Source organism: Lentzea flava (assembly GCF_014648475.1).
GTDB classification, from domain to species: domain Bacteria; phylum Actinomycetota; class Actinomycetes; order Mycobacteriales; family Pseudonocardiaceae; genus Lentzea; species Lentzea flava.
The window spans coordinates 132,318-158,364 of record NZ_BMRE01000015.1; the positions used below are offsets into that span (position 1 = coordinate 132,318).

General features: G+C 67.7%; 32 protein-coding genes, 2 tRNA genes, 2 pseudogenes and 1 other annotated feature. Of the genes and pseudogenes, 16 read left to right on the forward strand and 20 right to left on the reverse strand.

The features are described 5' to 3' along the window. Positions 1-1,977, reverse strand: coding sequence for a PQQ-dependent sugar dehydrogenase (locus IEZ09_RS19515; protein ID WP_229812720.1), 1,977 nt, complete (start codon positions 1,975-1,977; stop codon positions 1-3). 64 nt (positions 1,978-2,041) lie between these two features. Continuing rightward, on the reverse strand, positions 2,042-3,079 hold the full coding sequence (locus IEZ09_RS19520; RefSeq protein WP_229812721.1) for a L,D-transpeptidase: 1,038 nt from the start codon (positions 3,077-3,079) through the stop codon (positions 2,042-2,044). A gap of 377 nt (positions 3,080-3,456) precedes the next feature. On the opposite strand from IEZ09_RS19520, the gene IEZ09_RS19525 reads away from it, so the two are divergent. From IEZ09_RS19525 to IEZ09_RS19535, 3 genes are all read left to right on the forward strand, one after another. Further along, positions 3,457-3,530, forward strand: a tRNA-Lys gene (locus tag IEZ09_RS19525). A gap of 320 nt (positions 3,531-3,850) precedes the next feature. Beyond that, positions 3,851-4,027: a CsbD family protein gene (locus IEZ09_RS19530; protein ID WP_059362550.1), complete on the forward strand. Its 177-nt coding sequence runs from the start codon at positions 3,851-3,853 to the stop codon at positions 4,025-4,027. Positions 4,028-4,233: 206 nt separating this feature from the next. Further along, positions 4,234-4,689: a DUF6292 family protein gene (locus IEZ09_RS19535; RefSeq protein ID WP_189255149.1), complete on the forward strand. Its 456-nt coding sequence runs from the start codon at positions 4,234-4,236 to the stop codon at positions 4,687-4,689. A 366-nt stretch (positions 4,690-5,055) separates the two neighbouring features. Here IEZ09_RS19535 and IEZ09_RS19540 read toward each other — a convergent pair whose 3' ends face one another. Beyond that, positions 5,056-5,205: a hypothetical protein gene (locus IEZ09_RS19540; protein WP_189255150.1), complete on the reverse strand. Its 150-nt coding sequence runs from the start codon at positions 5,203-5,205 to the stop codon at positions 5,056-5,058. Between the two features lie 198 nt (positions 5,206-5,403). Here IEZ09_RS19540 and IEZ09_RS19545 point away from each other — a divergent pair, with 198 nt between their 5' ends. Both IEZ09_RS19545 and IEZ09_RS19550 read left to right on the forward strand, forming a co-directional pair. Continuing rightward, complete coding sequence (locus tag IEZ09_RS19545) at positions 5,404-5,832, forward strand: ATP-binding protein (RefSeq protein ID WP_189255151.1); 429 nt, start codon at positions 5,404-5,406, stop codon at positions 5,830-5,832. A gap of 40 nt (positions 5,833-5,872) precedes the next feature. Further along, a complete protein-coding gene (locus IEZ09_RS19550) occupies positions 5,873-6,028 on the forward strand; it encodes a hypothetical protein (protein WP_189255152.1) in 156 nt (51 codons plus the stop codon). Between the two features lie 10 nt (positions 6,029-6,038). Here the strand turns inward: IEZ09_RS19550 and IEZ09_RS19555 are convergent, their stop codons facing one another. From IEZ09_RS19555 to IEZ09_RS19570, 4 genes are all read right to left on the reverse strand, one after another. Next, positions 6,039-6,695 (reverse strand): fasciclin domain-containing protein, encoded by a 657-nt coding sequence (locus IEZ09_RS19555; RefSeq protein ID WP_189255153.1) that lies wholly within the window; start codon positions 6,693-6,695, stop codon positions 6,039-6,041. A 131-nt stretch (positions 6,696-6,826) separates the two neighbouring features. After that, complete coding sequence (locus IEZ09_RS19560) at positions 6,827-7,564, reverse strand: anti-sigma factor (RefSeq protein ID WP_189255154.1); 738 nt, start codon at positions 7,562-7,564, stop codon at positions 6,827-6,829. After that, on the reverse strand, positions 7,561-8,148 hold the full coding sequence (locus tag IEZ09_RS19565) for a sigma-70 family RNA polymerase sigma factor (protein WP_189255155.1): 588 nt from the start codon (positions 8,146-8,148) through the stop codon (positions 7,561-7,563). Before IEZ09_RS19565 ends, IEZ09_RS19560 begins: the two co-directional genes overlap by 4 nt. Positions 8,149-8,250: 102 nt before the next feature. After that, positions 8,251-9,729: a molybdopterin-dependent oxidoreductase gene (locus IEZ09_RS19570; protein ID WP_189255156.1), complete on the reverse strand. Its 1,479-nt coding sequence runs from the start codon at positions 9,727-9,729 to the stop codon at positions 8,251-8,253. Between the two features lie 71 nt (positions 9,730-9,800). Between IEZ09_RS19570 and IEZ09_RS19575 the strand changes: the two genes are divergently transcribed. Continuing rightward, complete coding sequence (locus IEZ09_RS19575) at positions 9,801-10,085, forward strand: hypothetical protein (RefSeq protein ID WP_229812722.1); 285 nt, start codon at positions 9,801-9,803, stop codon at positions 10,083-10,085. A 93-nt stretch (positions 10,086-10,178) separates the two neighbouring features. Here IEZ09_RS19575 and IEZ09_RS19580 read toward each other — a convergent pair whose 3' ends face one another. Beyond that, entirely contained in the window at positions 10,179-10,748 is a 570-nt protein-coding gene (locus IEZ09_RS19580; RefSeq protein ID WP_189255157.1) for an ester cyclase, read from the reverse strand. Positions 10,749-10,874: 126 nt separating this feature from the next. On the opposite strand from IEZ09_RS19580, the gene IEZ09_RS19585 reads away from it, so the two are divergent. Then, positions 10,875-11,561 carry a TetR/AcrR family transcriptional regulator gene (locus IEZ09_RS19585; protein WP_189255158.1) on the forward strand — a complete coding sequence of 229 codons (687 nt, stop codon included), beginning with the start codon at positions 10,875-10,877 and terminating at the stop codon, positions 11,559-11,561. A gap of 22 nt (positions 11,562-11,583) precedes the next feature. Then, on the forward strand, positions 11,584-12,948 hold the full coding sequence (locus IEZ09_RS19590; protein ID WP_189255159.1) for a DUF4241 domain-containing protein: 1,365 nt from the start codon (positions 11,584-11,586) through the stop codon (positions 12,946-12,948). A gap of 21 nt (positions 12,949-12,969) precedes the next feature. On the opposite strand, the gene IEZ09_RS19595 is transcribed toward IEZ09_RS19590, so the two are convergent. Beyond that, positions 12,970-13,311, reverse strand: coding sequence for an antibiotic biosynthesis monooxygenase family protein (locus tag IEZ09_RS19595; protein WP_229812723.1), 342 nt, complete (start codon positions 13,309-13,311; stop codon positions 12,970-12,972). Between the two features lie 52 nt (positions 13,312-13,363). Beyond that, positions 13,364-14,080, reverse strand: a complete 717-nt coding sequence (locus tag IEZ09_RS19600) for a DUF8832 domain-containing protein (RefSeq protein WP_229812729.1) — start codon at positions 14,078-14,080, stop codon at positions 13,364-13,366. Between the two features lie 667 nt (positions 14,081-14,747). Between IEZ09_RS19600 and IEZ09_RS19605 the strand changes: the two genes are divergently transcribed. After that, entirely contained in the window at positions 14,748-15,359 is a 612-nt protein-coding gene (locus IEZ09_RS19605) for a lysoplasmalogenase (RefSeq protein ID WP_189255160.1), read from the forward strand. 68 nt (positions 15,360-15,427) lie between these two features. Continuing rightward, positions 15,428-15,501: transfer RNA gene (locus IEZ09_RS19610), tRNA-Lys, on the forward strand. On the opposite strand, the gene IEZ09_RS47895 is transcribed toward IEZ09_RS19610, so the two are convergent. The 9 genes from IEZ09_RS47895 to IEZ09_RS19650 form a co-directional block, all read right to left on the reverse strand. Then, on the reverse strand, positions 15,463-16,272 hold the full coding sequence (locus tag IEZ09_RS47895; protein ID WP_368856150.1) for a site-specific integrase: 810 nt from the start codon (positions 16,270-16,272) through the stop codon (positions 15,463-15,465). The genes IEZ09_RS19610 and IEZ09_RS47895 overlap by 39 nt on opposite strands. A gap of 98 nt (positions 16,273-16,370) precedes the next feature. Beyond that, positions 16,371-17,120 carry a hypothetical protein gene (locus IEZ09_RS46535; protein WP_229812724.1) on the reverse strand — a complete coding sequence of 250 codons (750 nt, stop codon included), beginning with the start codon at positions 17,118-17,120 and terminating at the stop codon, positions 16,371-16,373. 99 nt (positions 17,121-17,219) lie between these two features. Then, complete coding sequence (locus IEZ09_RS19620; protein WP_229812725.1) at positions 17,220-17,507, reverse strand: helix-turn-helix domain-containing protein; 288 nt, start codon at positions 17,505-17,507, stop codon at positions 17,220-17,222. Then, entirely contained in the window at positions 17,489-18,343 is an 855-nt protein-coding gene (locus IEZ09_RS19625) for a DNA-methyltransferase (RefSeq protein WP_189255161.1), read from the reverse strand. The genes IEZ09_RS19620 and IEZ09_RS19625 overlap by 19 nt, the downstream gene beginning before the upstream one ends. Beyond that, positions 18,340-18,933 carry a DNA methyltransferase gene (locus IEZ09_RS19630; protein ID WP_189255162.1) on the reverse strand — a complete coding sequence of 198 codons (594 nt, stop codon included), beginning with the start codon at positions 18,931-18,933 and terminating at the stop codon, positions 18,340-18,342. The genes IEZ09_RS19625 and IEZ09_RS19630 overlap by 4 nt, the downstream gene beginning before the upstream one ends. A 118-nt stretch (positions 18,934-19,051) precedes the next feature. Next, entirely contained in the window at positions 19,052-19,654 is a 603-nt protein-coding gene (locus IEZ09_RS19635) for a recombinase family protein (RefSeq protein WP_502255045.1), read from the reverse strand. A 202-nt stretch (positions 19,655-19,856) separates the two neighbouring features. Further along, positions 19,857-20,216, reverse strand: coding sequence for a hypothetical protein (locus IEZ09_RS48140; RefSeq protein WP_189255164.1), 360 nt, complete (start codon positions 20,214-20,216; stop codon positions 19,857-19,859). Between the two features lie 22 nt (positions 20,217-20,238). Then, complete coding sequence (locus tag IEZ09_RS19645) at positions 20,239-20,667, reverse strand: integrase core domain-containing protein (protein WP_189255165.1); 429 nt, start codon at positions 20,665-20,667, stop codon at positions 20,239-20,241. Between the two features lie 157 nt (positions 20,668-20,824). After that, positions 20,825-20,953, reverse strand: a sequence feature (AL1L pseudoknot). Continuing rightward, entirely contained in the window at positions 20,914-21,252 is a 339-nt protein-coding gene (locus IEZ09_RS19650; RefSeq protein ID WP_189255166.1) for a transposase, read from the reverse strand. (Overlaps the previous feature by 40 nt.) A 397-nt stretch (positions 21,253-21,649) precedes the next feature. Here IEZ09_RS19650 and IEZ09_RS46545 point away from each other — a divergent pair. The 6 genes and pseudogenes from IEZ09_RS46545 (at position 21,650) to IEZ09_RS19685 (ending at position 25,453) form a co-directional block, all read left to right on the forward strand. Next, positions 21,650-22,122: pseudogene (locus tag IEZ09_RS46545) on the forward strand (HesB/IscA family protein). 1 nt (position 22,123) lies between these two features. Further along, the gene (locus IEZ09_RS19665; protein WP_189255168.1) at positions 22,124-22,573 is read left to right on the forward strand and encodes a hypothetical protein; all 450 of its coding nucleotides are present in this window, start codon (positions 22,124-22,126) and stop codon (positions 22,571-22,573) included. Positions 22,574-22,813: 240 nt separating this feature from the next. Next, positions 22,814-23,458, forward strand: a pseudogene (locus IEZ09_RS19670) (GP88 family protein); the annotation flags it as partial. Positions 23,459-23,627: 169 nt separating this feature from the next. Next, positions 23,628-24,155 carry a hypothetical protein gene (locus IEZ09_RS19675; RefSeq protein ID WP_189255170.1) on the forward strand — a complete coding sequence of 176 codons (528 nt, stop codon included), beginning with the start codon at positions 23,628-23,630 and terminating at the stop codon, positions 24,153-24,155. A gap of 711 nt (positions 24,156-24,866) precedes the next feature. Further along, positions 24,867-25,004, forward strand: a complete 138-nt coding sequence (locus tag IEZ09_RS19680; RefSeq protein ID WP_189255171.1) for a hypothetical protein — start codon at positions 24,867-24,869, stop codon at positions 25,002-25,004. Between the two features lie 119 nt (positions 25,005-25,123). After that, positions 25,124-25,453, forward strand: a complete 330-nt coding sequence (locus tag IEZ09_RS19685; RefSeq protein WP_189255172.1) for a hypothetical protein — start codon at positions 25,124-25,126, stop codon at positions 25,451-25,453. Positions 25,454-25,532: 79 nt separating this feature from the next. Here IEZ09_RS19685 and IEZ09_RS19690 read toward each other — a convergent pair whose 3' ends face one another. Next, positions 25,533-25,979, reverse strand: coding sequence for a glycoside hydrolase family protein (locus IEZ09_RS19690; protein WP_229812727.1), 447 nt, complete (start codon positions 25,977-25,979; stop codon positions 25,533-25,535). Positions 25,980-26,047 lie beyond the last annotated feature (68 nt).

A 26,047-nucleotide genomic window follows, 5' to 3' on the forward strand; every position in this document is an offset into this window, starting at 1 on the left:
CTACTTCAGGTCGATGCGGTAGATCTGGGTCGTGCTGTTGTTGGGGATGGAGTCCTTGTCCCCGTTGGACGTCGTGAGCCAGAGGTCACCTCGGGGCGTCTTCTCGACCGTCCTCAAGCGACCGTAGGAGCCCTCGAAGAAGATCTCCGGCTGACCGCCGATCGGGATCCGGTAGAGCCGCTGACCGCGCAACGCCGCCAGGTACAGCACGTCGTCCACAATGGTCAGTCCGCTCGGGGAAGCCTGCGAGACGGGCCAGGTGTGCTTGGGCGCGATGAACTCGCCGCACTGGCCGGACGTGCCCTCGCAGGCCGGCCAGCCGTAGTTGCCGCCCGGCCTGATCAGGTTGATCTCGTCCATGACCGAGTTGCCGAACTCGGCCTCCCAGAGCCTGCCGCGCGAATCGAACGCGAGACCCTGCACGTTGCGGTGGCCGTAGCTGTAGACGTACTTGCCGGGGAACGGGTTGTCGCGCGGCACGCTGCCGTCGGGGTTGACCCGCAACACCTTGCCGCCCAACGAGTTCAGGTCCTGCGCGTTCGCCGCGACCTGGCCGTCGCCGGTCGCGATGTAGAGCTTGCCGTCCGGGCCGAACCGCAGCCGGCCGCCGTTGTGGAACTTGTTGCGCGGGGCGCCGGTCAGCAGGACCTGATGCGCGTCGAGCTTGCCGTCGACCAGCTTGAACCTGACGAGCCGGTTGTCGGTGGGGCTGGTGTGGTAGGCGTAGAGCCAGCCGTCCTTGTGCTCCAAACCGAGCAGGCCGCCCTCGCCGTCGGTGCTGACGACGTTCGGGACGCGTCCGGCGACCGTCTTCTCGCCGTTGGGCGCGATGCGGATGATGTCGCCGGTGTCGCGCTGGGCGTAGAACGCGGTGCCGTCCCTGAGGAACTCCAGGCCCCACGGCACATCCGTGTCGTCGGTGATCTTGGTGACCTCACCGACGGCGTCGTGCCCCTTGCGGGTGGCCGTCTTGATCGGCGCGGTGAACGGCGAGCTCTTGCCGGCGGTGTCGACGGCCTTGACCACGAACTCGTACGCGGTGTCCTGCTTGAGGCCCGCGATCGTGGTCTGCAGGCCGGTGGTCGTGCCGACCTGGACGCCGCCCGAGAAGACCGCGTAGCTCGCCACTGCGACGTCGTCGCTCGAAGCTCCCCAGGCGAGCGAGACGCTGTTGGCGGTGGCCTTGGTGGCGATCGCGGTGGACGGCGTGGTCGGCGGTCCGGTGTCGACGACGGCGGGCGGCGTGGTGACCGTGACCGAGTTGCTCGCCTGCGAGATGTTGCCGGCGGCGTCCTTCGCGTTGACGTAGAAGGAGTACGTGGTGTTCGGGGTGAGCCGGGTGATGTTGTTGGAGAGCCCGTCGACGGTCTTCACGTACTGACCGGACTGGTAGATCTCGTAGTTCGCGACGGCCACGTTGTCACTCGCCGCGCCCCACTGCAGGTTCACCGAAGTGGGCGTGAAGGCCTTGACCGACAACGTTCCCGGGGCGCTCGGCGGTGTGGTGTCGACGACGCCAGGAGTGCCGTGGACCTCGAATTCCCTGAGCTCGTAGGCGTGGAAGCACGGTGTGGTGAGGGAAACCCGGATCCAGCGGCCGAAGCCGGTGAACTCGATGTTGTCGTCGCCGCCGTCACCGTTGTCCGTGCTGTGCACGTCGCGCCAGTACACGCCTTCCGGCGACGTCTGGACCGCGTACTTCCTGGCGCACAGGGCGCCCCAGCGGAGCACGACCCGGTTGATCGTGGACATCGAGCCGAGGTCGATGGCGATCCACTGCCGGCCACCGCCCTCGCTGCGCCACGTGGTCCTGCGGTCGAGGTCCGTGGCCTTCGTGGCGACGTGACGGGCGTTGCTCTCGCTCGACGCCGTCGCCGGTCCGGCGAGCGAGAGCAGCACGTCGTCTGCCTGTGCTGGTGGTGCCGCCACCGCCGTGAGCGCCAGTGCGGTGATGACCGCGAGCAGTCTTCGGGCCACGGTGCCTCCCAGATGGGTCGGGTGGCGGTGGCGGCGTCAGCCTTTCACAAACGTTTGCAGAGGGCTAGCGGTTGCCCTGAACCCACTGCGTCCACGGGACCTGCCAGTCGCCGAAACCGTCCCACGCCTCCAGGGGCGGGCCACCGGAGTTGGTGACGATGACGACATCGCCCTGCTTGCTGTTGTCGATCACCCACTTGGCGTTCTCCGGCGAGAGGTTGAGGCAGCCGTGGCTGACGTTGCGCCGGCCCTGGTCACCGATGGACCACGGCGCGCTGTGGAAGAAGATGCCGCTGTTGGACATCCGGTACGCCCAGTCGACCGGCGTCTTGTAGCCGCCGTTCTCCAGCGCCAGGCCGTACGTGGTGGAGTCCATGATCATGTGGTCGTGCTTCTCCATCAGCACGTACGTGCCGACCGGAGTGGTGTTCGCCGCGTTGCCCATCGACGTCGGCATCGTGCGGATGACCTGGCCGTTCTTCTTGACGGTGACCTGGTGCGTCTGCCCGTCCGCCTCGTAGATCATCTCGTCGCCGACCGTGGTCGTGATCACGCGGTCTTCCTGGCCGTAGATGCCGTCGCCGACGGTCTTGCCGTAGACCTTGATGTGCATGGTGATCTTGGTGCCCGGCTTCCAGAACTTCTCAGGACGCCAGTGCACCTCCTTCTTGTTGAACCAGTAGAAGGCGCCCTCGACCTTGGGCTCGGTGGTGATCTCCAGCATCTTCTCGGCCGCGACCTTGTCGGCCACCGGCTCGTCGAAGTAGAAGGCGAGCGGCTGCCCCACCCCGATCGTGGTGCCGTCCATCGGGTTCGTCGACACGTAGGTCAACGTCCGCGGCTTCACCGTGGTGAAGGTCGACTCCTTGGTCTGCGGCTTGCCGTCCTCACCGGTCGCCGTGGCGCTCAGCTTGTAGGTCTTGCCGTACCCGAGCGGCTCGGTGTTGGTCCACTGCGTCGACTCGGGGTTCATCTTCCCCTCGACGAACTTGCCCTCGGGGTTCGTCAGCTTGACCTCGGTCAGCTTCCCGTCCGCCGCCGTGGCGATGACCGGCAGCCCCGGCGCCACGTCCACCGCGCCGTTGTTCAACGCCAACGTCAAGGTGACGGGCTTCGGCGGCGGCGGAGCACTCGACGACGTGCTCGCAGCCCCGCTGGCCCCCTCACTGCCCCCTGAACAGCCTGCGATCAGGATCACAGCGACTCCCGCCATGACCACCCCACGACCGCGCCTGCCCCACATCCCCATCGACGCACTTCCGATCTGCTTGTCGCCCGCTCCCGAGACTGCCTGCACGAAGTCGTATTGGCGTCCCCCGACTAGGTGACGACATGGGGTGCCCGAAAGTTGCGCGAGTGGCCGGATCGTTACGAGCCGGATGACCCCCCGGAAGGCCCTGACCAGCCGATTGGGATCCGATCGAGGCCCTGTGCTAACGTTCTCCACGTCGGAACGGCAAGTGTCCGGCACACAAACAAGCGCCGCTAGCTCAGTTGGTTAGAGCAGCTGACTCTTAATCAGCGGGTCCGGGGTTCGAGTCCCTGGCGGCGTACTTCACAAATGGTTGGCTCATGCTCATTGAGAGCATGAGCCTTCCTTTGTTTCGTTGTGTTTTTTGGGGGCCGAGCCCCCAAACCCCACGCCGGGGGCAAGCCCCCGGACCCCCAGCGGGTGTCGCCGCGGAGTGATGAACCCGGGCGATGGCCTTCGTCGTAGGTCGAATGGGTGGCGAGGTAGGTCGTGTGGGATGGCGATGCTGTCGTCGGCGCGGACAAATCCCGGGCTGATGGAGGCCGGATGGTTGAGGTTTGTCTGAGCGGGCATCCGGAGGCAGACGTCGCACCTGAGATTCGGGTGTCGGGGAAGGACCACATGGGCACCGACGACAAGCTCGACGCCAAGGCCGACGAGCTCAAGGGCAAGGTCAAGGAAGGCGTCGGCGACGCGACCGACGACAAGGGCTTGGAAACCGAGGGCAAGGTCGACCAGGCGAAGGGTCACCTGAGTGAGTCGGCCGAGAAGGTCAAGGACGCCTTCAAGAAGGACTGAACGGCTCACTGCTCTCCCCAGGAGCGCGCACCTCGGCGGTGCGCGCTCCTGGCTGTGTGCGGTCCCGCGAACGGTCCATCACGGCTGCGAGCGGTTACAGTGAGGTGCAGGGCCGTTCATCGGCCCGTCCGCTCGCTTCGTCACCTCCGCGGTCTGAGTGCCCGCCCGCCTTGGCTCCGCAGCGACCTGAGGAAGATGGAGACCGCATGGCAGTGACCGCGCCCATCGGTGATGATCGGGTCGTGCGCGGCGGGAACGCCACCTCCGAGGGCACGTACCTGCTGGCAGGCGCCCTCGAGCGTTATGTGGGGAAGGTCGCCGAGGCTCTCGGTGTGCCGCGCGACGGCATCAGCTTCGAGGTCACCGACACCGCGACGGCCTACATCGCACTCGGCTGCCGTGCCGTGGCCCACCCCGATCGTGACGTCATGCTCGTCTGGAGCGCGACGCAGGGCTGGACCGTGTCGATCGAGACCGATCCCGCCGAGCCTCGGATCGTGCTCGCCCGCTCGGCCGGGGACATCGTGCAGGCGCCTGAGGCGGTGGTGCGCCTGGTGGCAGAGTCCATGGGACGGCTCGGTGCCCGGGAGACCGCGGTGGCTGGCCCGCCGCTGATGGGGTGGTCGGACCTCGCCGAGTGCATGGAACGTTACGCGCCCTGAAGTCGTGGACGCCGTTCCGGTCGGGCAGGCCGGTTCACGTCGCACTCGGCGAAACCTGAACCGGTCCCCTTCCGGGGACCTCGCCGCCGAACTGCCCGCGGTGCCGTCAGTTCGGCTGGGCGAGATACCGCGGGTGAGCTACAACGTTCACCGGGTTCTGGTCGGAGCCGCCGCACACCGTGAACGTCGTCGCGGGCGACCGGCGCCACCTCACCCTGCTCCCCGTTCCGCCGCAGTGAAACCAGTTGGTCCATTGTGGACATGGCTGATGCCGGCAGGGCATAAGAGCGCAGGCTCAAGGTGGTGGAGGACGTGCTGACCGGACGAACCCGCCACGGCGTTCGCCGGGGTGAGAAGAGTGTGCTCTCAGCGCTCTGCGGAAGCCCGCGGGGCCGGCACCGGCTCCTGGAACAGGTTCGTCCAGGACGGCTGTTCGGGACCGGGCGAACTGGATGCCGCCACCGGGTCGTGCGTCTCGGGATGGCTGAACAGGTCGTTGACAGGGTGCAGGGTCATTGGATGCTTTCCGTTCGTGGACAAGGTCGTCGCGAGTGATGCGGAACCTGAGTGTCTGCACGGCGCGTGGGTGACCGGGGGTGCGGAACGCATCGACCCCAACCTCGACAGTACACCTCTTCGTGATGCGTGTTGACCGCCCGCAGTCGGGTACACGTCCTGTAGGCCCGTGCATGCACCGAGACCTTGGAGCGACTTGTGACAGCCACTTCCAACGGGCATCGCGGGTTGATCTTGAACGTGGACCTGAGCAGCGATGCGACCCCACCGCTCGGCGATCTGCGGCGCTCTGTGCGGCAAGCACTGTCCCATCTGGACACCGACTGCGTGGAGGACGCCGAGTTGCTCGTCACAGAACTCGTCAGCAACGCCTACGACCACGGCAAGCCACCCATCCGCCTCCGGTTGTGCCAGCTGCCGAACTCGTCGCTGCACATCGACGTCGAGGACGGCGACCGGACGCATCTCCCTCGACTGCGGGTTTCGGGGCCGAACGCGGAACGCGGCCGCGGCTTGGTTCTGGTGGATCAGCTGTCCCGCGAGTGGGGATTCAACGTGACCGCGAGGACCAAGGTCGTGTGGGCGGAGATGGACTGCCGCGCATGGAGGCCAGGCGGCCGCGGCTGACCCGGTCGAGCCGTGCCAGTGCCGGGCCTGTGCGGACGAGGTGGCCGGGCTGCGGGAGACCGCGGCCCTGCTCGGCGGCGCCGTCGACCACGCGTGTCCGGCGTACCTGCGGCCGCGGGTGCTGGAGGCGGTCCGGTTCGTGAAGACTCCGGGAACCGCCCGAAAAGCGCGATTCCCGGAGTCGCGGTACTGCTGACCTGGAGATGTCAGGCGGGCAGCAGGACCGAGTCGATCAGGTAGACGGTGGCGTTCGCGGTGTGCACACCACCGCAGATCACGTTGGCGTCGTTGACCTTCAGCGCGTTGCCGGAGCCGGTCACCTTGACCGTGCCGGTCTGCACGGTCTTCTGCTCACCGGCGATCTTGTCCGGGGAGATCTGGCCGGGGACGACGTGGTAGGTGAGGATCTTGGTCAGCAACGCGTCGTCGGTCTTGAGCTTCTCGATCGTCGCGGCGTCGATCTTCGCGAACGCCGAGTCGACCGGCGCGAAGACCGTGAACTCGCCGCCGTTGAGCGTCGAGACCAGGTTCACCTTCGGGTTGAGCTTGCCGGACACCGCGCTGACCAGCGTCGTGAGCAGCGGGTTGTTGCTCGCAGCCACGGCGACCGGGTCGGCGGCCATGCCCGACACGGAGCCGGCACCGGACGGGACCTGCTTCGCGTAGTCGGCGCAGCCGGGGCCGACGAGGTCGCGGGCCGGGTCGGCCATCGCGGAGGAGGACGGCGCCGTCGAGGTGGTGGTGGAGGCCGGCGCGGTGCCGGAGCTGCTGCCGGCCATGTCGCCCGAGCCACATGCCGCGCCGAACAGGGCGAGCGAGGCGGCGCCGATGGCGAGGACGGTGTTGCGGACGGTCTGGTTCATGACTGGACATCTCCAAGGAGTTGTGTGGGTTGCTGCCCGTGATTCGCCGCCCCGCGGAGAACGGATGGGTGCGGTTATCGAGCCGTTACCGACAGCCCTCAGTCCACATTGAACTATCCACAGTGGATGGTTCAGGCCACCGGGATCGCGAGCACCGGAGTCGTGGTCGGGGCAGGTGAGCCACCGCTCGGTTCGACGGTCACCGCGAACGCCCGCGCGTCGCCGAGCCCATCGGTGACCACGGGTTCGTTGCGCAGCAACCCCGCCGGGCGAGGTCCGCCGGAGCCGACCACCCACAGCTGGTAGTCGCGGCCGGAGGGCAGCGACGGCAACCCGTTCGCGAGGAACACCGCCTTGCCGCGGCTCGGCGACACCACCACGGTTCCGCTGCCACCCGTGGATCCCGGCTCGCTCAGCAGCTTCGCGTCGGGAGCGCTCAGCAGCTCCGACACCTGGCTGTAGCCGGCCGCGGACTGCCGCAACGCCTCCAGCTCACGGCGGTCCTGCGCACCCTGAACGCCGACGACCAGCGCCACCAGCACGCTGGCGGCCGCGGCGAGCAGGCTCGTCCTGACCAGCCACCGGTTCCGCGTCGGCGGCACGGCCGCCGGAGCCGCCGGAGCAGGTGTCTCCGGCAGCAGCTGGCGGGTGACCGCCGCGGCCATCAACACCTTTGCCCGCAGGTGCGCGGGCGGCGCGATCTGGGTCACCGTGCCCAGAGTCGCCGCGGTGGCCTGCAGTTCGGCGACTTCCTGGGCGCAGGGCGGGCAGTGCGGCAGATGTGCTTCGAACTCAGCGCGTTCGGGGCCGGACACGGCGTTCAGCGCGTAGACGCCGATCAGCGTGTGCGGGTCTGGCGTCGTGGTCACACCGTCACCCCCAGGCAGTCGCGCAGCCTGATCAGGCCATCGCGCATCCGGGTCTTCACCGTGCCCAGCGGAACACCCAGCAGGCTCGCCACCTCCGGATAGCTGTGGCCCTGGTAATAGGCCAGCTGCACGGACTCGCGCTGCAGGTCGGTCAAGAAGGCCAGGCAGCGCCGGACCTTGCGCTGTTCGAGGCGTTCGGTGACCTGCTCGACGACCTGGTCGAACGGCCGGGTGGCGTCCATCATCGCGACTCGCTGGTCGCGGTTGGCCGCCGCCTGCGCGGACCGCACCCGGTCGACCGCGCGCCGGTGCGTCATGGTCAGGATCCAGGTCATGGCCTTGCCGCGCTCGGGGTCGAACCGGCTCGCGGTCCGCCAGATCTCCAGCATGACCTCCTGGAAGACCTCCTCCGACTGCGCCTGGTCCCGCAGCACGCGGCGCACCAGCCCGAACACCCCGCCCGAGACGAGGTCGTACAGCTGCCCGAACGCGTCCTCGTCACCACGCGCCACCCGCAGCAGCAGTTCCTCGGCGCCTGCCGGGTGCCCGAGATCCTCGGGACCGAGCGGGGCGACCGGTTGCACATGATCTCGTTTCCGCACAGCGCTCCCCTTCGTCACCTGTCCGACTGGAGTTCGCGGCGGAGGCCCTGTTCGGATCGAATCGAAAGTCGCGCTGGACACCTTCTACGCGACCGAGGTGAAAACCATCGAGTGCCAACCGGTGGCGCCGTCCGGGATGGGGGCCGCGCGCTCGTTGGTCTGGGTACGTCCCTTGCGGTCCGTGGCACGGCATTCCACCGTGTGGTTGCCCGGCTGCAGATCCAGCTCGATCCTCCACATCCGCCACGTGTCGACGTTGACCTCCCTGCTCAGCGCCGCCTGCTGCCACGGCCCGCCGTCGACGCGGACCTCCACGCGGTCGATGCCGGTGTGCTGCGCCCAGGCGACGCCCGCGGCGACGAACCTGCCGGCGGGCACCCTCTCGAAGGACTTCGGCCGATCGATCCTGGACATGACCTTGACCGGGGCCTTCTTCGCCCAGCCGCGCTGCGCCCAGTACGGGTCGAACGCGTCGAAGGTGGTGAGTTCGGCGTCCACCAGCCACTTCGTCGCGGAGACGTAGCCGTAGAGCCCCGGCACGACCATGCGGACCGGGAAGCCGCGTTCGAGCGGCAACGGCTCACCGTTCATCCCGACGGCCAGCAGCGCGTTCGAGCCGGGCGCCATGATCTCCGCGACCGGGGTGCCGCACGTCCAGCCGTCCACGCTGCGGGTCGCGAGCTGGTCGGCGCCAGGCCGCACGCCGGCCTCCCGCAACAGGCCGGACAGGGAGACACCGATGAAGTTCGACGTGGAGATGTACGGGCCGCCGACCTCGTTGGACACGCACACCAGCGTGATGGTCTTCTCCACCAACGGGCGCCGCAGCAGGTCGTCGTAGGTCAGCACCATCTCGTTGTCCACCATGCCGTGCACCCGCAACCGCCAGTCCTCCGCCCGCAGGCGCGGCACGCTGAGCGCGGTGTCGACCCGGTAGAACTTCTCGTTCGGCGTCAGGAAGCTCGGCGTGCCCTCGCGGGAGAAGTCCGCGTCGAACGGGATCTCCGGCGCCTTCTCGCCCGGCCGCAGCGCGATGCCCCGCCGGGACGCCTCGACGTCCACCCGTCCGGCCAGCAGCTGCCCGCCCACCGCCGCGACACCGGCACCCGCCGCGATCGCCGCGGTCGACAGCAGGAACCTCCGCCTGCCAGGGGCCACGGCGGGTTCCCGCGACCACAACCAGCGGAACGCCGCGACCCCGGCCACGAGACTCGCCAGCGGGGCGACGACCGCCCAGCCCGTGGTCGTCGGTCTGGCCAGCACCGCGGCGATGCCGAGCAGGCCGAGCACCGCGGCGAGCGCCGTGCCCGGCCAGGGGCTGCGGCGCGACACCAGTCCCGCCACCGCGCCGAGCACCGCGAGCACGACCGCCATGCCGCCGAGCAGCACCAGCTTGTCGTTCTCGCCGAACGCGCGGATCGCGAAGTCCTTGACCGGGTGCGGTGTCAGGTCGATCGCGGTGTTGCCGACCGCGAGGAACGGCGACGCCAGCGGACTCACGAGCCCCGCGACGAGATGCCCCGCCGCCAGCGCCGCGGCCACCGACACCAGGCCGAGGAGCATGCTTCGTGTTGGCTTCACACCCGAGGTTCGGAACGGACCGCGCACCGGATTGCCCGGAGGAGGGGTTCCAGATGCTCAGCTGGTCGACTGTCGCCTACGGCGCCGCCCTGTCGGCGGTTCTAGCCGCGGTCCCCGTGGCGCTGCTGGTACCGCGCCGCCGCATCGGCGTCATCCTGATCGCGGGCCTCGCCGCCGGGCTCGGGCCCGCCGCATGGAACGCGATCCTCAACACCGTGCACGCACCGGGTTTCTTCACCGATGCGCCGATCGCGGTGTTCCCCGTCAGCTGGCAGGACACCGGCAGCGGCGTGTTCGCCGTCGCCACTGCCGCCCTGCTGCTCGGCCTGGGCCCGTAAGGCACCGACTCGAGCCGGCGGGTCGCCGTCGTCGCGCTGCTCGCCGGGATCGCCGCGTTGGGGTCGACGTCTACCTGTACTGAACCGACCGCGTCACCGCCCTTCCCGGTGCAGATCGGGCGCGACGGTGTCGGTCAGCCGCGGGTCCGGCTCGCCGCCCGCCATCGAGAGCGCCCCGGCGACGACGCGGCCGAGCTTGAGCAGGTCGGCGGGGTTCTTCTTGTCCAGCCCGGCGAGGAGTTGCTTGAGGATGGTGAGCTGATCGAAGTAGATGCGTTCGGTGACGAGGTTCTCGTTGTCGTCGAAGAGGAAGTACGCAGTCATGCGCGTGCGGTGCTTCGAGCCGGTGGGCGGGATCTTGCCGAGCGGGCCGTTGTGGGTGCCCGTCAACCAGAACTCGACGATCACGGCGTCGTGCGCGTGCCGTAGCGCGATGATCTCGTGGTTCTGGTCGGGGAACGCCACGCGCGTGTCGTGGTAGTACTCGCGGACCTCGCTGTCACCGTCGTGGACGGTCATCTGCGCGATGAGCTCGTAGTGCGGGTGCGGGAACGTCGAGAGCGTGGCGTCCCAGTCCTGACGAACCTCGTCGTGGAAGTGGTCGAGGACGAGCTTCTCGCGTGCGCGCAGGACTTCCTCGGGCGGCAGGGTGAAGCGGGACATGGCAGGTGCTCCTGGGTCGTTCGCGGGTGATGTGGCGGCGCAGTTTATCCACAATGTGGGTTTAAAGACGGCCACGCTATACCCACACCGTGGATTTCAACAAGGGGCTGGGGCACGATGAACGCCATGAGCACCAGCACCGCGCGCCGGGGACGTCCGCCCAAGGGCGAGAGCCAGCTCTCCCGTGCGGCGATCGTGCAAGCCACCCTGCGCGTCATCCACACCGAGGGCGTCAGCGCGGTCAGCATGCGCGCGGTCGGACGAGTCCTCGGCGTCGACGCCAAGAGCCTCTACAACCACGTCGACGGCAAGGACGGCCTCCTCGACGCGGTCGCCGAGCACATCCTGGCAACCATCGCCCTCCCGGAACACACCGGCGAGGTGAGGACCGACCTGCGGGCGATCGCGCACGCCTTCCGCGAGCGGGCGCTGACCCACCCCGAGGCGGCCTCGCTGGTGCTCACCCGGCAGCTGGCCTCTTTCGAGGCACTGGCCCCGATCGAGGCGGTCCTGACCGTCCTGTGCGGCGCGGGCTGCCCCGCAGACGAGGCCGTCCACCTCCTCAGGGCACTCGTCGCCACGCTCATCGGCTCCCTGCTGCGGGAGGTCAACGCCGGTCCGACCTACGGCACCACCGACGTGGAGGGAATCGCGCGGCGCCGGGCGGTCCTGGAGAACAGCGGCCTGCCCGCGATCGCCGATGCCGCACCGCACCTCGCCCGGTTCGACGCCGCCGCCGAGTACGAGTTCGCGGTCGATCTCGCACTCGACGCGCTGGCCGCACGGCTCGGCCGGAGCCGTCCACAGCGCTGACCGGTCCGTAGTATCGCGGCCCGTGGACGAACCAGCGCCGGAGAACAGCCGCCCGACGGGCGTCTCCCGGCGCACCGCGATCCTGTCCGGTGCCCTGGTCACGTCGCTGGTGGTCGTCGGACTGCTCGCGCAGCGGCGTTCGCACGAACCTCAGAGCGGCGGCAGGAACCTGCCTGCCGTGCTGGCGCCCGCTCCCACGGACGAGCCGGTGGAGGTCGTGTGCTGCGCGGGCTGGGACGCCGCCTCCCGTGCGCCGGTGTCGCCGATGTCCGAGCCGGTGGCACGTGCCCAGGACGCGGCCGGTGGCCAGTACGCGCTGGTCCTGTTCGTCGGCGGAGTGGCGCGGGCGGTCGTGGAGGTGTGCTGGTCGGCCCGCCACGCCGAGGTGTGGTTCGTCGACGACACCGGTCGCCGGTACCGCGGTGTCGCGTACCGACGCTGGCCGGACGGGCGGCTGCGGCTGTTCGAGGTCCGCGGGTGGCGCTACGCGGAGAAGGACACACCGGAGTTCCACGGCGACCGGCCGACGGTGCGGGCCCGTGTCCACCGGGACGCGGCAGCGGCGATCAAGAACGTCTCGGTCACCACCGAGCTGCCCGACGGCGGCAGCATGCAGACCTGGGCCGGCTGGAACGATTGGCCGGAGCCGACGCGGCCCCCGGAGGACGTCGCCGCGCCGTCGGTGGACGGCTGGCCGGTGCTCGCGGGCATGACCGGCCCCGTGACCGTCCGTTCAGGACCCGGCGAAGTCCCCGCCGCGTTCCCGTGGCGGCCGCCGCACCCGTTGCGTCCGCGCCACGTCACCGAAATGACCACCGAGGGGGCGCGGTTCCGCACGCGGAACGGTGACGTCCTCACCGTGCGGCGGACACCCGCGGGCAAGATCCGGCTGCCCGGCGGCAGGCTGGTCGTCGCGGACCCCGGCTGGCTCGACGCCTCGTCGACGCCGCTGGCCGCGGCGGTCCCGCCCGGTGAGTACCCGCTGGACGTCTTCCAGGTGACGGAGGACAGGACGACCTGGACGGCCGCGTGCCGGGTGAGCGTCACGTACGCGCCGGTCGCGTCGTGGGAGCTGGCGCTGCGGGAGGGCGACGTCGAACTGGAACTGGGTGACGGCGAGTTCTACGGCAATCCGGTGGACACCGCCACTGTCGCGCTGGTCGACCAGACCGGCGCGACGGCGTTCTCGCACACGGACATCGACGCCGCCATGGCAGGCGAAGCCGTGTACCGCACGCTTTCCTCCGGCAACACCGACCTGATCATCGTGCCGGGCTGGAGCGACGGTGCGTGCCTCGTGTGGCTCGGCCGCGCCGCGGACGGCTCCGTCAGCCGGTTCGTCGTCGACCTCCAGGTGCCCCCGCTGGCCACCTCGGAACCCGCCTGAGTCGCCTGCTGCCGCCGCGGCTCAGGCGCGAGTGAACCCGTGGCTGCGCTCCACCTTCGCCACGTGCAGCGTGTAGCTCTGGTACCACTCGGCCCGGCCGCGTTGCTGCGCCGCGCGGTGCTCCTCGTTGGACCGCCATTGGGTGAGGGCGTCGGCGTCGCGGAAGTACCCGACGGTGATGCCCAGCCCGCCGGGAGTCTGGGCGTGGTCGATCCCCAGGTAGCCGGGGATGTCCTTGACCAGGTCTTCCATCCGTGCGTTGGTCTCGCGGTAGCCGTCCTGCTCCTGGGTCCGCACCGTGGTGAAAACAGCCACGTAGTAGGGAGGTTCGAAGGCCTCTACAGGCGCCACAGAGTCGCTCACGGCGTCACCGTAGGACGAGATGTGCCCGGCGATCCAACGACTTTCCCCGAGGTCAGCCGACGGCGACGGTGAACGCCGCGGTGTGCAGCTTGCCGCGGTGGAAGAACTCCAGGAACAGGCGGTACTCGCCGCGTTCGGCGAACACGGCGCGGAACGTCAGCTCGCCGTTGATCAGCGGTGCCCCGGCCGGTTCCACGGGGTGCAGGTGCGTCGCGGACAACAGCATCGTGTGGAACCCGGTCATGTGGCCGTTGGCGCCGAGGTGGGATTCGAGCTTCTCGACCGGTGTGCCGTCCGGGGTGCGGATCGCCAGGCGCAGCGCACGTTCGCTCAGCAACGGCAGCGTGGCGGCCTCGTCGACGCGGGTCACCGTGTAGCCGGTGGCGGTGACGGTCCGCGCGTCCGGCGCGGGCACGGGTACCAGCGAGGTGTCGCCGGGAACGCTGAACGGGACGCCGAGCACCACGGGGTGGCGGGGATCCTTGGTGTCCAACGGGATGAACTCCGCGAACATGCGGTAGGCGCCCCCGTCGGGGAGGTCGACCGAGGTGTGCCAGGTGTCGCCGTCGAGCGTCGGGTGCACGTGCCGGAAGACGTTCATGTCGTCGCGGACGACGAAGAAGTGCATCTGCTTGGTCTGGTTGTCCAGGAGCGAGGTCACCGGTTTGCCGTCGGCGGCGAGGATGCGGAACGCGATCGGGATCGCCGATCCGCGGCCCTCCGGCATGACGACGCGCTGGAAGCGGTAGCCACTCTCCACTTCGGACATACCGTCGCTGTGGCTCGCCGGCACGACGGCGCCGGGATCCAGATAGGACGGTACGGGCGGGACCGGCCTCCCCGATCCAGCCCGCATCGGCCTGCGGCGGGATGGTGTAGCCCAGGTGCTGCAGGCTGTAGAGGACGTTCATGGCGCAGTGCTTCATGCCGTCCTCGTTGCTCATGATCAGGCACCCGCCGACGCGGCCGCAGTACGCGTACTGACCGGCGTCGTTGAGCAGGTGCGAGCACGCGTAGAGCCATGACCCGTTCGTAGATCTCCGGCCAGGTGTCGGTCACCCAGCCGTGCTCTCTCATGTCCGGCCAGACGCCGATCGCTATGTCGTGGTCGATCGCCCGCACCACCTCGACCTGGCCGCCCTGCTTCTCCATGATCGCCCTGCTGACGTCGACAGGCCCCGGTGTTGCTGCGGCCGGGGGAACGCTTGAGCGTGCAGTTGATGAACATCGCTCGGAGATCGCTGTAGTCGGTCATGGCGAGTCAGTTCCCGCAGGATCCGCCCGCGTTACACGACCAGGTCGAAGCCCGCGTCCGGTGACGCATCCACGTTTCGCGGTCCTCTCCGAAGCTGCACACGACCGGCAGGCCGAAGCCGATCGTCACTCCTTCGTGGACCTGGATTGTCTAGGCTGAGCCCCGAAACCGAGGAGTGCTCATGAAGCTGTACGCAGTCGCCGCCGCCGTCGACTCGGTCATGGCGACCTTGAACGGCACCAAGAACGTGCGCAAGGTCACGAAAGCCGCCCTGATGCCCACCCTGGCCGCGACCAGCCCGCCCCGCGACCCCGGCATGGCGGTCGGCCTGGCCGGATCCTGGGCAGGCGACGTGGCACTGCTCGGCGACTCGGACCGCGCCTTCCGCACCGGCCTGTTCAGCTTCCTCGTGGCCCACGTCGGCTACACGGCGGCGCTGGCCAGACGCTCACGGCCGGGCTCACGCAGGGCGGTCCTGCCGATAGTCGCGGCGTCGGCGACCGGAGCGGCGGTGTTCTCCCGCGCCGCGGGCCCGATGGGACGACCGGTGGCCCTGTACGCGCTGACGCTCGGGACGATGGTCGCCGCCGCGTCCACCGCGCGCGGGCCGGGCGCGCGACGGGTTTTCGGCGGTGCGGCGCTGTTCGCGGTGTCGGACGCGCTACTCGGGGCGGGTCGGTTCGTCCTCAAGGGACAGGCCGCGCGGGCTGCCGCGGCCGGGGTGATGCCCACCTACGCGGCCGCTCAGTGGCTGATCCACACCGGGTTCGCACGGGAGGGCGCCCCCGCCTGAAAACCCCTTGGACCCCCTGTGCTAACGTTCTTCGTGTCGGAAACAGCAAGGCTCCGGCATACGAACAAGCGCCGCTAGCTCAGTTGGTTAGAGCAGCTGACTCTTAATCAGCGGGTCCGGGGTTCGAGTCCCTGGCGGCGTACTCCAGAGAAGCAGGTAGAGATTCGGCTCTACCTGCTTCTTTGCATTTTCCGTACTCATCGTCATTCTCCGTTTCATCATTGTGGATCATGGTCTGCGAGCCCGAGACGCGGATGATCTTCGATCGCCGGACGGTCTGGCTCACTCGGTACGAGATGACCTTGCGCGGCACCAGACGGCCAATGCCCTCCGCTGTGGCCTGTGCAACCTGGGGCAGCACACCGGTATAGGTGTCCGCGGTGATGGTGATCGAGGTGTGCCGGAGCAAGCTGGACCCGACCTTGATGTCCGCGCCGGACGCAAGCGCTAGGGTCGCCGCGCCGTGCCGCAAGTCGTGCAGGCGGATCGGGGGCAGGCCTGCCTCCGCGACGAGGGCGTTGAACAGGTCGGTCACATCCGCCGGGTGCGGCGGCGAGCCGTCGGGCTGGGTGAACCTCAGACCGAGGTCGACCCACGCGTCTCCGGCCGCGTGACGTTCCCGCTGTTGACGCGAGCGGTGGGCGCCCAGTTCGAGAACTGTCCTGCGGTCGAGCGTGATGATCGCCACGCTGCTGTCGGTCTTCGGGGTGTCGAACTCGGTTTCCCACCCGATCTGCAGCAACTGGAACCGGATGGCGAGTGCCCCGGTGTCATCGTCGAGATCAGTCCAGTGCTGACCGAGGGCCTCGCCCCGGCGCAGCGCGGAGTGCGCGAGCAGGTGGAAGTACGCGTACAGGCGGTGGTGAGCAACGAAGTCGAGGAACGTGCCGGTCTGCTCCGGTGTCCAGACCATCACCTTGCCGGGGATCTCCCCGGTTTCCAGCCAGCGCGCGACCCGTGCTTCGGTCCATACGAGCGGCTTGGGCCGCACCTCAGGTGGCAGCTCCACCTTCACCGCGGGGTTGAGGGGATCAGGCCATCGATGTGGACCGCGTCGTTGAGTGCCTTGCGAGCCGTGGCCATGATCCGGTGCATCGAGGCGATGCCGACCGGACGCCGGTACCTCACCAACGCCCGTTGTTCGGGGTCACGGCTGTTGCGCATCTCTTCGATCCGGTCGTTGAACTCCTCGATCCGCTCGAACATGAGCTTGAAGTCGCCGCGTTCCAACTCGTCGAGCCAGATGTCGCCGAGGCAGGGCACGAGGTAGAGCCGGATGTGCGACTCATAGCTGCGGCGGGTGTTGCGTGACAGCCCCTTGCGGCCAGGCAACCAACCCAGCAGATAGGCGCCGAACTTGACCCGGTCGCGCAGGCCGCCCTTGGGCCGAACCCGTGCGCGGACCGTGTCCACATCCGGGATCGGTTGCTTGGTCCGGATCGCCTCCGCGATGAGGTCACCGATCCGCGTGAGGGACTTGGTGTCGCCCTGCTTGGGGATCGCGAGCAGGCTCAGGATGAGGTCCAGCTCCTTCTGAGCTGCGGCCTCGGTCTCGAACGAGATGCGGCGTCGCGGCCTGCGTTCGCCGTCGTCGTCCTCGGGAAGCTCGATGCTGTAGGCCCACGGACCGTGGTCACTTCTGGCCAGCTTCGGGCACGACTTGCCCAGTTCCCTTCTGGTGCGCGGGTCGCGACAGGAGCAGCGCTTATAGGTGGAGCCGAGCGGCACACCCTTCGCTGCTTCAGTCTTCTTCGATCGCATGACCATGATGCTCGCGCCGCGATGCGGGCCCGGGCGAGCCCGAGAAATGGGTGAACTTGGCCCGAGACATAGGAATCCGTTCGTGTCGAGTGTGGACCGTCAGTGACGAGTCCGACGCTTGTCCTGGAACTTGGTCACGATCGGCTGCGATCGCGCACCCGGAGCCGGCGGCGTCGGCACCGACTCGAGACCGAGTTCCCGGCGCAGGTCCGCGGTCGGAACCCGGTAGGCGGATCCGACTCGCACAACGCGGCAAGGGAACTCACCTCTGCGCGCGAGCATGTACGCCGTCGTACGTCCGAGTCCGAAAGCGCGACCCGCGACCACGATGTCGACAACGGCGGGCAGCCCCATGACTTCGGCGACGGTCAGCGGCTTGGCTGCCACGGCGTCTCTCCTTCCTGCTCTGCGAAGCGGGCGATCGCGAGGTCGTGGAACGCAGGGTTGAGGTCGATGCCGATGTAGCGGTGGCCGAGCGCCCGCGCTGCCACTCCGGTAGTCGCGGTACCGCTGAAGGGATCGAGTACGACGCCTCGGCGGGGGCAACCAAGTTCGATCGCCTTCGCTGCGATGTCTACCGGCCCCACTGCGTTGTGCGCGCCGCGGTAGGCCCGCACCGGAACACTCCACAGATCCGCTTCGCTGGTCGAGCTCAGGTAGTGGCGGTCGGACGCGGCGAACAGGAACACGGTTTCGTAGGAAGTGCTGAACCTGTCGCGGACCGATTCCGGCGCCGCGTTCGGCTTGTGCCAGACAACGGCGCTGCGCAGCAACCATCCGTCCTGGCGCATCGCGAAAGCCACTCGCCGCGGAAGTCCGATCAAGGACTTGCGTGGCATCCACGACTGCGGTCGACGGTGAGCGCCATGCCGCCGCTCGCGTACGCGGTCTTGTGCGGTTCGGGAGGACGAGCCGACCGCGACGTAGTTGCCCCACGAGCCGCCGTAGGAGTCGCCCAGGTTCACCCAGCACGTTCCGGTCGGCGTCAGGACGCGCTTGACCTCCGCGAAGACTCTGCGCAGCGACGCGGCGTAGTCCTCGACTGTGGGTTCCATCCCGTACTGACCGTCGGCCCCGTAGTCGCGCATGCCCCAGTACGGCGGAGACGTGACCACGCAGTCGACGCTGGCCGTGCCCACGGTGCGCAGCACCCGCAGGGCATCGCTCTTGAAGAGCGTGACGCCAGGAGCGTGATGGTGTACGAGCTCAGTCCAGCTGTTCATGCCACCCACCGCTGCCCCTCGTCAGATCGCTCAGAGCTGATGCCGATAAACCGACGCCCGCACTGCACTGCGGCGAACTCCACCGACGCGGCCTCGTGGAACGGATCGACGACCACGCCATCGCAAGGGCATCCGGCTGCGATGCAGCGGGATGCGACGTCGAACGGCAGCTCCGGTCGCGGTGACGAGTCCGCCGAGCTGAACCACACATCACCCGGATTCCGCGGTTGCGCTCGGCCTCCTCGCGATGCGACACGAACCGCGTCGAGGTCGAAGCTGTACTTGCGTTGCTTTGCGAACAGCAGCAACGTTTCGTAGCTGCTGCTAAGCGCTAAGGTCCGCCGGCTCATCTCGTCGGCGATGGACCAGACGATCGCATTACGCAGAACCCAACCGTTGCGCTGCAGCGCCAACGCGATGCGCCATGGGACACCCGCCAGCGAGGAACCGCAGCCACCTCGCGCGCCCGCGACAACGTCCCCCACGCTCAACCAGGCAGTGCCGTCATCCACCAGCACACGCTTGAGGTCATCGAAGACGTCGCGAACGTACGCAACCACTCGCCGCATCGCCAGCTGCTCGTCCGACAAGCGCGACACAGCGCAGTGAACCGACCGCTCTCCACGCTGAGACATGCCCCGCACAACGGCGCCAAGCCCGCTCACCGACGCGAGATCGGAACGTGCGCAGAGACGTCCGGAGAGGTGGTCACGCGGCACTGACATGACCACCACCTCCCGCTGCCACCTGCTTGGGCTGGGCTTGACGGAAGGTGCGCTCGTCGATGAGCGGCTCGTGCACCATCGGCGCTGAGATGACCCACTGCTCTACCGGCACGGGACGGCCCGCTGCTGTGCGAGCCCAGACCTGGCGCCCGGTGTACTTGATGTTGGTGACGATCCGCGCAACCGCCCTGGCCGTCCACCGACCGTTGGGTGTCGGGGGCGGGTACTGACGCAGGTCGCTGTTGAGTCGTTCGGCGATGACCTCGAACGGCAGACCGTCATCGGCTCGCCAGACGAAGATCTGCCTGACGACCGCGGCGGTGTGCCATTCGGGAACGAGGACCGCGCGCAGTTTGCTGTGACCGGTCAGCCCGATGACGCGGATCCTTAGCGCGCGATAGCCGTAGAGCGGCGGTCCGATCTGGTAGCCGGCGCGCACAAGGTCGACGATCGCCGCGCGGGCTCGTCGAGTCGTCTCGGCATGGTGTGCACTAAGCGCGGCCCACTGGATGCGGTCGCCACGACTGGTCGAGCTTTCCTCGACCCGAGGCTTCGTTCCGTTGACGTTGTTCCTCATCGTTGCCATCCCGATCGGAGTGATCGCAGCATTCCTCGCGATCGGCCAGCGCGACGGCATCACTATGGACCGATTGGTGCTGACAGCACTGCGGCAACGTGTGAGTCCGCGGTACCGGGTCACCGCACCAGAAGGTGTCCATCCGGCGCCGGAGTGGCTCACCCACCAAGTGAACATGAGCGGCAACGGCAATGCCAACACGCCTCACAGCTCAACAGCGGTGGTGTCGCCGGCCGCGTTGCGGCTGCCAGCCGAGGCGGTCACCGATACCGGCGTCATCGATCTCGGCAATGACGGCGTCGCGGTGGTCGCGGTGTGCTCCACGATCAACTTCGGGCTCCGCACGCCTGCGGAGCAGGAGGCTCTGGTAGCCAGTTTCGGGCGGTATCTGCATTCGCTCACCGCACCAGTGCAAGTGCTCATCCGCGCGGAACGGCTGGACCTGTCCGGGCAGGTCGCCGAGCTTCGCGAACAAGCCGGTGGCTTGCCATATCCGGCGCTGGAGCAGGCGGCGCGCGAGCACGCCGAGTACCTCGACCAACTCGGCCGCGCGACAGAACTGAACCGCCACGAGTTTGAGACCGGCTTCGGTTTCAGGCCAGCGCCGGTCGGCGTGGTGGATATTGAGAGTAATACGCGGCTTCGTACTCGGCCGGGGTCAGGTAGCCCAGTCGCGAGTGCAGTCGGGCGTTGTTGTACCGGCGGGCGTTGTTGTACCAGTCCGCGTTGTACCAGTCCGCCCATTCCATGAGCGCGAACTCGACCTCGGCGAGGGTCTTGAACGGGCCGTGCCGGTTGATGACCTCAGCCTTGAACAAGCCGATGATCGACTCCGCTAGAGCGTTGTCGTAGGCATCGCCCACCGAGCCCATAGAGGCCGAGAGTCCTTGCAGAGCAAGGGATTCGGTGAACTTGACCGACGTGTGCTGACTGCCCGCATCGGAGTGGTGGATCAGCCCGGGCTCGACCGGGTAGCCGTGGTGGTCACGGCGCCACACGGCCATGTTGAGTGCCTTGGACACCAGCGCGGGCCCTGGCGACGCAGGTAACGGGTCATCTTGCGGCGCCCGTACATCTCCTCCGGTGTGCCCCCGCAGGTCGCGCAGGGCGTTCTCCAGATAGGCGCCGGTGACATCGCACGCCGACGGTGGCCGGCGGCGGGCCTTGCGGTAGGCCCCTGGGCGCGATCTGGATTCCGTGCTCGGTAAGCACGTCGCAGATCGACTCGACGCCGTAGACCTGGCGGTACTCGTCGACGAAGCCGACGATCAGTGGCGCCGCGGGTCGAGTTCCCGCGCGAAAAAAGCCGAGGCCAGCTTGAGGATCTCGTTGGCCTGCTTGCGATCCCGGACTTCCTTCCGTAGCCGCAGCAACTCCTCGCGCTCGGCCGGCGGCAGTCCCTGCGGTGGCTGCGCAGCGGGCCGGGAGCCCTCCGCGAGGGCCTTCTTGATCCACCCCCGCAACGTCTCGTAGTGCACATCGACCATCAGGCCGATCGCCCTGGCCGCGGCATACGGAGACTCGAACTCATCGAGACGCTCAAGGGCCAGGCGCACGGCCTTCTCACGAACCTCGGGCGGGTAACGCTTCGACATGATGACGACCATCTTCCTCAAGAACGGAAGCGGTCTCAAATCCGTGACGGTTCACTCCGCACCCTCGGCATCTCACCGACACTCGGGCGCAACACCGCGCTCATGGACATGGCAGCCGAGATGCCCGCAGCCGTGATCGCGAGACTGCTCGGGATCAGCCTCGACCGAGCCACCCGCTGGACATACGACGCCGGCAACACTCGCCCCGGCTATGCCAGAGAGGTAGCCCGTCGTGACCAACTCCGCTGACGTTGTCGCCTGCCATCACCAGGAGTGGCATGACGTCCATCGCGCTGTTGCTGCAACCAGAGGCAAACCCGGGGCGCAGAGGAAGTTCGGTACTTCCGGGCACACATCCCCGGTAAAACAGACACGCCGCCCGCATGTGGGTGTACCGGCAGAACGCTGAATGTTACGTTCCGTTGCCGTGAGCAGCTTGCAGGAGAACTTTGCCGTCAATGCCACGGGTGTCACACTCACACCTGCGGCCGTCGAGAAAGTTAAGGCACTGCTATCCCAGGAGGGACGCAGTGACATGCGGCTCCGTATTGCCGTCCAGCCAGGTGGATGTGCCGGCCTCCGTTACCAACTGTTCTTCGACGACCGACTGTTCGACAGCGACCTCGTGACGAAGTACGGACCGCCGGACGACGCAGATTACGACAGTGGCCACGAGAGCGGAGCGGATAATTGAGCGAGACCGAAACCTCTGAGGCAGCCAGGGCAGACGTCGTCAGCTTCGAACTCGTCGTGGACCAGAAAAGCGCTCCCTACCTGCAAGGCGCAATCATCGACTTCGTCGACACCATCGAGAAGCAAGGCTTCGTCATAGACAACCCTAACGCTGGTGGTTCGTGCGCGTGCGGCGACTCATTCAACTGACGTGACCGACACACCCGATCTCGATATCCCGATCCTGTGGTTCTCCCTTGAAAACCAAGCAGACGCTCTCATCTGCACCGCGCACGGTCGCGTACCCAACGCAACTTTCCAATATCGCGCAGCCCGCGACGTGTTGGCGCTGTCATTTCTCATCAGCAATCAAACTCCCGACGATCCACTCGACCTTCGCTTGAAAACGATCAGCCCTCATCTGACGAACAGCTCGAAGTGGCTCGACTGGTGTTCGTCACATCTAGGCCAAACCTTATCGGGACTATCTGCAGCAGACTACGACCTCGCCTGCAACGCCTGGCGCTGGCTAACCGGCGACCGACTCCTCATCGACTCAGCTTCCCTTTGTCCTGCCGGGTTCACGGCAGCCAAAGGATGTCAGGTCGGGGTTGAACGAGCTTGGCAAGTCGTAAATTCAGTCATCACTCGCGACCAGTGACTCGGGCCCTGCCGGTGGCACGCCAGGGTCATCTCACTCAGCACGCAGCTGATCACGCGTCGCGGAAGCTCGCCGAGCAGTCAGTTCAAACTCGGACCGCGGTCCCAGCCGGTGCATAACACCGGCTGTTGAGCCATCCGGACCACGCACGCACCTACTCGCCGTATTGGTCATCAGCCGCCGCACGACGGCACAGCTACGAACTATTCCGCAGGATCTGACATCCGAGGTTGCCGGTAGCACGGCACCTACGCCTGGCCGGTCGTGCAGGCCAAGCACCGGGCGAATCTCACGTTCGTCCTTGACGACCTGGCGGGCAGGGAAAGCTCCATGCTCACCGAGCTAAGCGCGGCGAAGTTCCACGGAGCGTGGGTCCGGATTCACGACAGCGGTGACTTCTTCTCCGACCCCTACCTGCTGGCCTGGCTGCGGATCTGCCACGCTCGTCCGGGCGTGAACTTCTACGCCTATACCAAGGAAGTCGACAGGTTCCGCCGTCTTGTCGAGCCGAACCCGCCCGCGAACTTCCTGTGGGTCTCCTCCTATGGCGGAACGCAGGACGCGGCCCTGAATCCTGGCGTGGATCGGGTAGCCGACGTGTTTCCCGACGCGCAAGCGATCGCCAGCACCGGATGGGCGTCGCAGGAAGCCAGCGACCTGCTGGCAGTCCTCGGCCCGCGGCTTGCAGGCGTCCCAGCAAATCGGATTCCCGCTCACCTCAAACGGTTGGCTGGGCGCAGGTTCTCCGAGTGGCAGGCCGAAGTCGACGCAGAACGCACGGCTCGCCGGCACCTGCGCTTGGCAGTCGACAACACCCTGCCCGCCACCGAGCCTCGCACGCCCGATCACGTGCAAACACCGATCGAACAGCAGGAAGCAGCTTGACCCGACACGCCCTGCGCATGCCTCGATCCGTCACGACCGTTGGTGGGAGTTCCTGATGTCCTATCCGATCATCACCGCACCGCCGTCGTTGCTCCCGCTACGGTGAGCCGCGCTGCACGTGGCTGTTCTCCGTTCACCGGTCAGCGACTACCTGCGCGACCCACTCGCCGTGTTCCGGCATGCCCTGGCCTACCTGAGTGACCTCGCGACTGCTTGGGGACCGATGGTGGGGCCGAGCTTCGCGCTCGCCGTCGCGGCAGCCGCTATCGCCCGTCGGCAGCGGCGTCGCCGCTACCACGACAAACTGGCCTCTGACGCCCGACTGATCACGGTGTTGGCACCACAGACTGTCGACCCATCCGGCGCGCTCACGATGTGGTCGAACCTCGTCGGTCTGCTTCGACCAGGATGGTTGCGCCGGTTCAGCGGCCAGCCCCACCTCGGGTTCGAGCTGACGTTCACCGACGACGGTGTCCAGATCCGGCTCTGGGTACCTGGTCTCGTACCGCCCGGCATGGTCGAACGCGCGATCGAAGCCGCATGGCCCGGTGCACACACCCGCACGGCTCCAGCCAAGCCTCCGATCCCGCTCAGCACCGGTACCGCCCGCCAGGTCATAACGATCGGCGGCGAGCTCCGGCTAGCGCGTTCCGAAGCGCTGCCCATCCGCATCGAACACCCAGCCGACCCCCCATAGCTGTATCGCGCCGCTGACGGCGTAACCAGGCGTCATGGACAACGGTCCAGGTTTGCCCATCCGCGTAGACGATGCCATGGCTCAGCAACAGTTTCGATAGCTGTGCCGGACCCGCATCAGATCACCGTGGCAGTCCTCACGAGCCCGCGCCAGATCCCGCACGGCTTCTTGATCCACGCTGGGGCACCGCCACCTGCGTGACCTCGTCCAACCGCGGCAGCCGCGCCAGACGAACAGCGTCCTTGGCGTCGGTCTTGACCCGGTCATCCGACGGACGCTGCAACTTCGCGTCAATCCCCAGGGGCGCCGGGCCACCGCGTCCGCGCGGCGTTGGAACTGCACGACCGGGGATGGTCCGCCACCATCGACGTCTGCCGCGCATTCTGACAGACACCGAGCCCCAAGCCCCGGCGCCGCCGAGCCTGCCAACCGGGCAGCGCCTGGCAGGTTCGGCACATCGTCGGAGGCAGTTCATTGTGGAACAAGATCGTCACGAGCTCGCCGGCCCGGGCGGCCTCACCTTCAGCGGTGCGAGCGGCGACTCGCCTCGGTGGCAGGTGATTCCTCGATCCTTTTAGGACAGCAACTGTGCGGAACCGTCGAGGAATGGCTGGACGGAAGTTCCGGTGGGCGGAACGCTGAGATTGGCATCACAAGGGCTCGCGTCTACCTTTGTCCGCATGGTGTTCATGAAGGCGTTAGGAGAAGGCGATGAACATGCAGGACCTGCTGAGCCATGATGAGCTCGCGATCGACGACTACCCGACACTCTGCAGCATTCCGCCACGTGCGGAGCTGTTCGAGGAGGCTGACCGGTCGGACGCGGTCATCGTGCGTGGCACCGACTGACGTGCCGCCGCGGTGTCTCAGTTCTGGACAGCCGTCTGGATTTCCTACGAGTTCCGTGTCCCGGTCGAGATCCGGGCGGCAGCAACGTCTTCGTGGGAGCCCCGTCACGATTGCTGGCGATGATCCAGTTCGCCGCCCGGCACGGCCTCGTGGTGCTGCAGTTCGACCGCCTGCTGCTGATCGCCGAACAGGTCGGCCCGGCTTGCCGGTGGTACTTGAGCCGTCTGACGGGAGCGGAGGCGTTGGTCGGGAGCTTCGGCTCGTCCGAGACCGGGACGACCGCCTTGACCTGTGAACGCGGTCAGCTGCGCCTGCAGATGTGCATGGAGTACGGGCTGCAACGTGGCGGCTGTCGTCGCCGACATCGGCGGCGACGCACGCGGCGGTGTGCAACCGTCCAGCCCAGCCGTGGCATAGCGACGCGTCGCTTAGCAGCGCGAGTTGCTTAGGGTCAGTGAGACAGGCGGCTAGAGCACTCTCCGCGCCACGTTGCCGAGCAGGGTCGTGCGGCGCGATGGAGGCCAACTGCTAGGCGCGGGCGAGACCTGGGGTGCCGTAGCACCAGGAAGGCCGTTGTGGTCCGGACGCTCGCGTCGCGTTGGTGTGGTGTTCGGCGCGGGAGATCATGCCTGTCCACCATGCGCTGCGGCCGGTGCCGACACGCCAGTTGTCGAGCCAGTCGAGCAGGCAGCTGATCGTCTTGGTGTGTCTGGGCGCAGTGATGCCGCGGCGGCCAGCAGTGCGAGCGGGCCAGTGATGCCGTGGGGCGATACCGAGGGTGGCGTGTCCGCCGGGCCACTCGCTGCTGACACAGCCAAAGGGGCCGTCGCCGCTCCACCAGCCGGGCAGTTGCTCGCCGTCAGCAGTGATCGGCTCGGTGAGCCTCACGAGGTACGCCAGGACATCGCGCAGAAGTTCAGGCTGGGTGTTGCGGTGCAGAAGCACCACACCAAGTCCGGTGAGACCGCTGATCAAGTCGACCTCCCAGTTTGTGCAGGTAGATCGAGGACAGGATCGGGGAGGCCACCCCGCCCTGGGGAGCC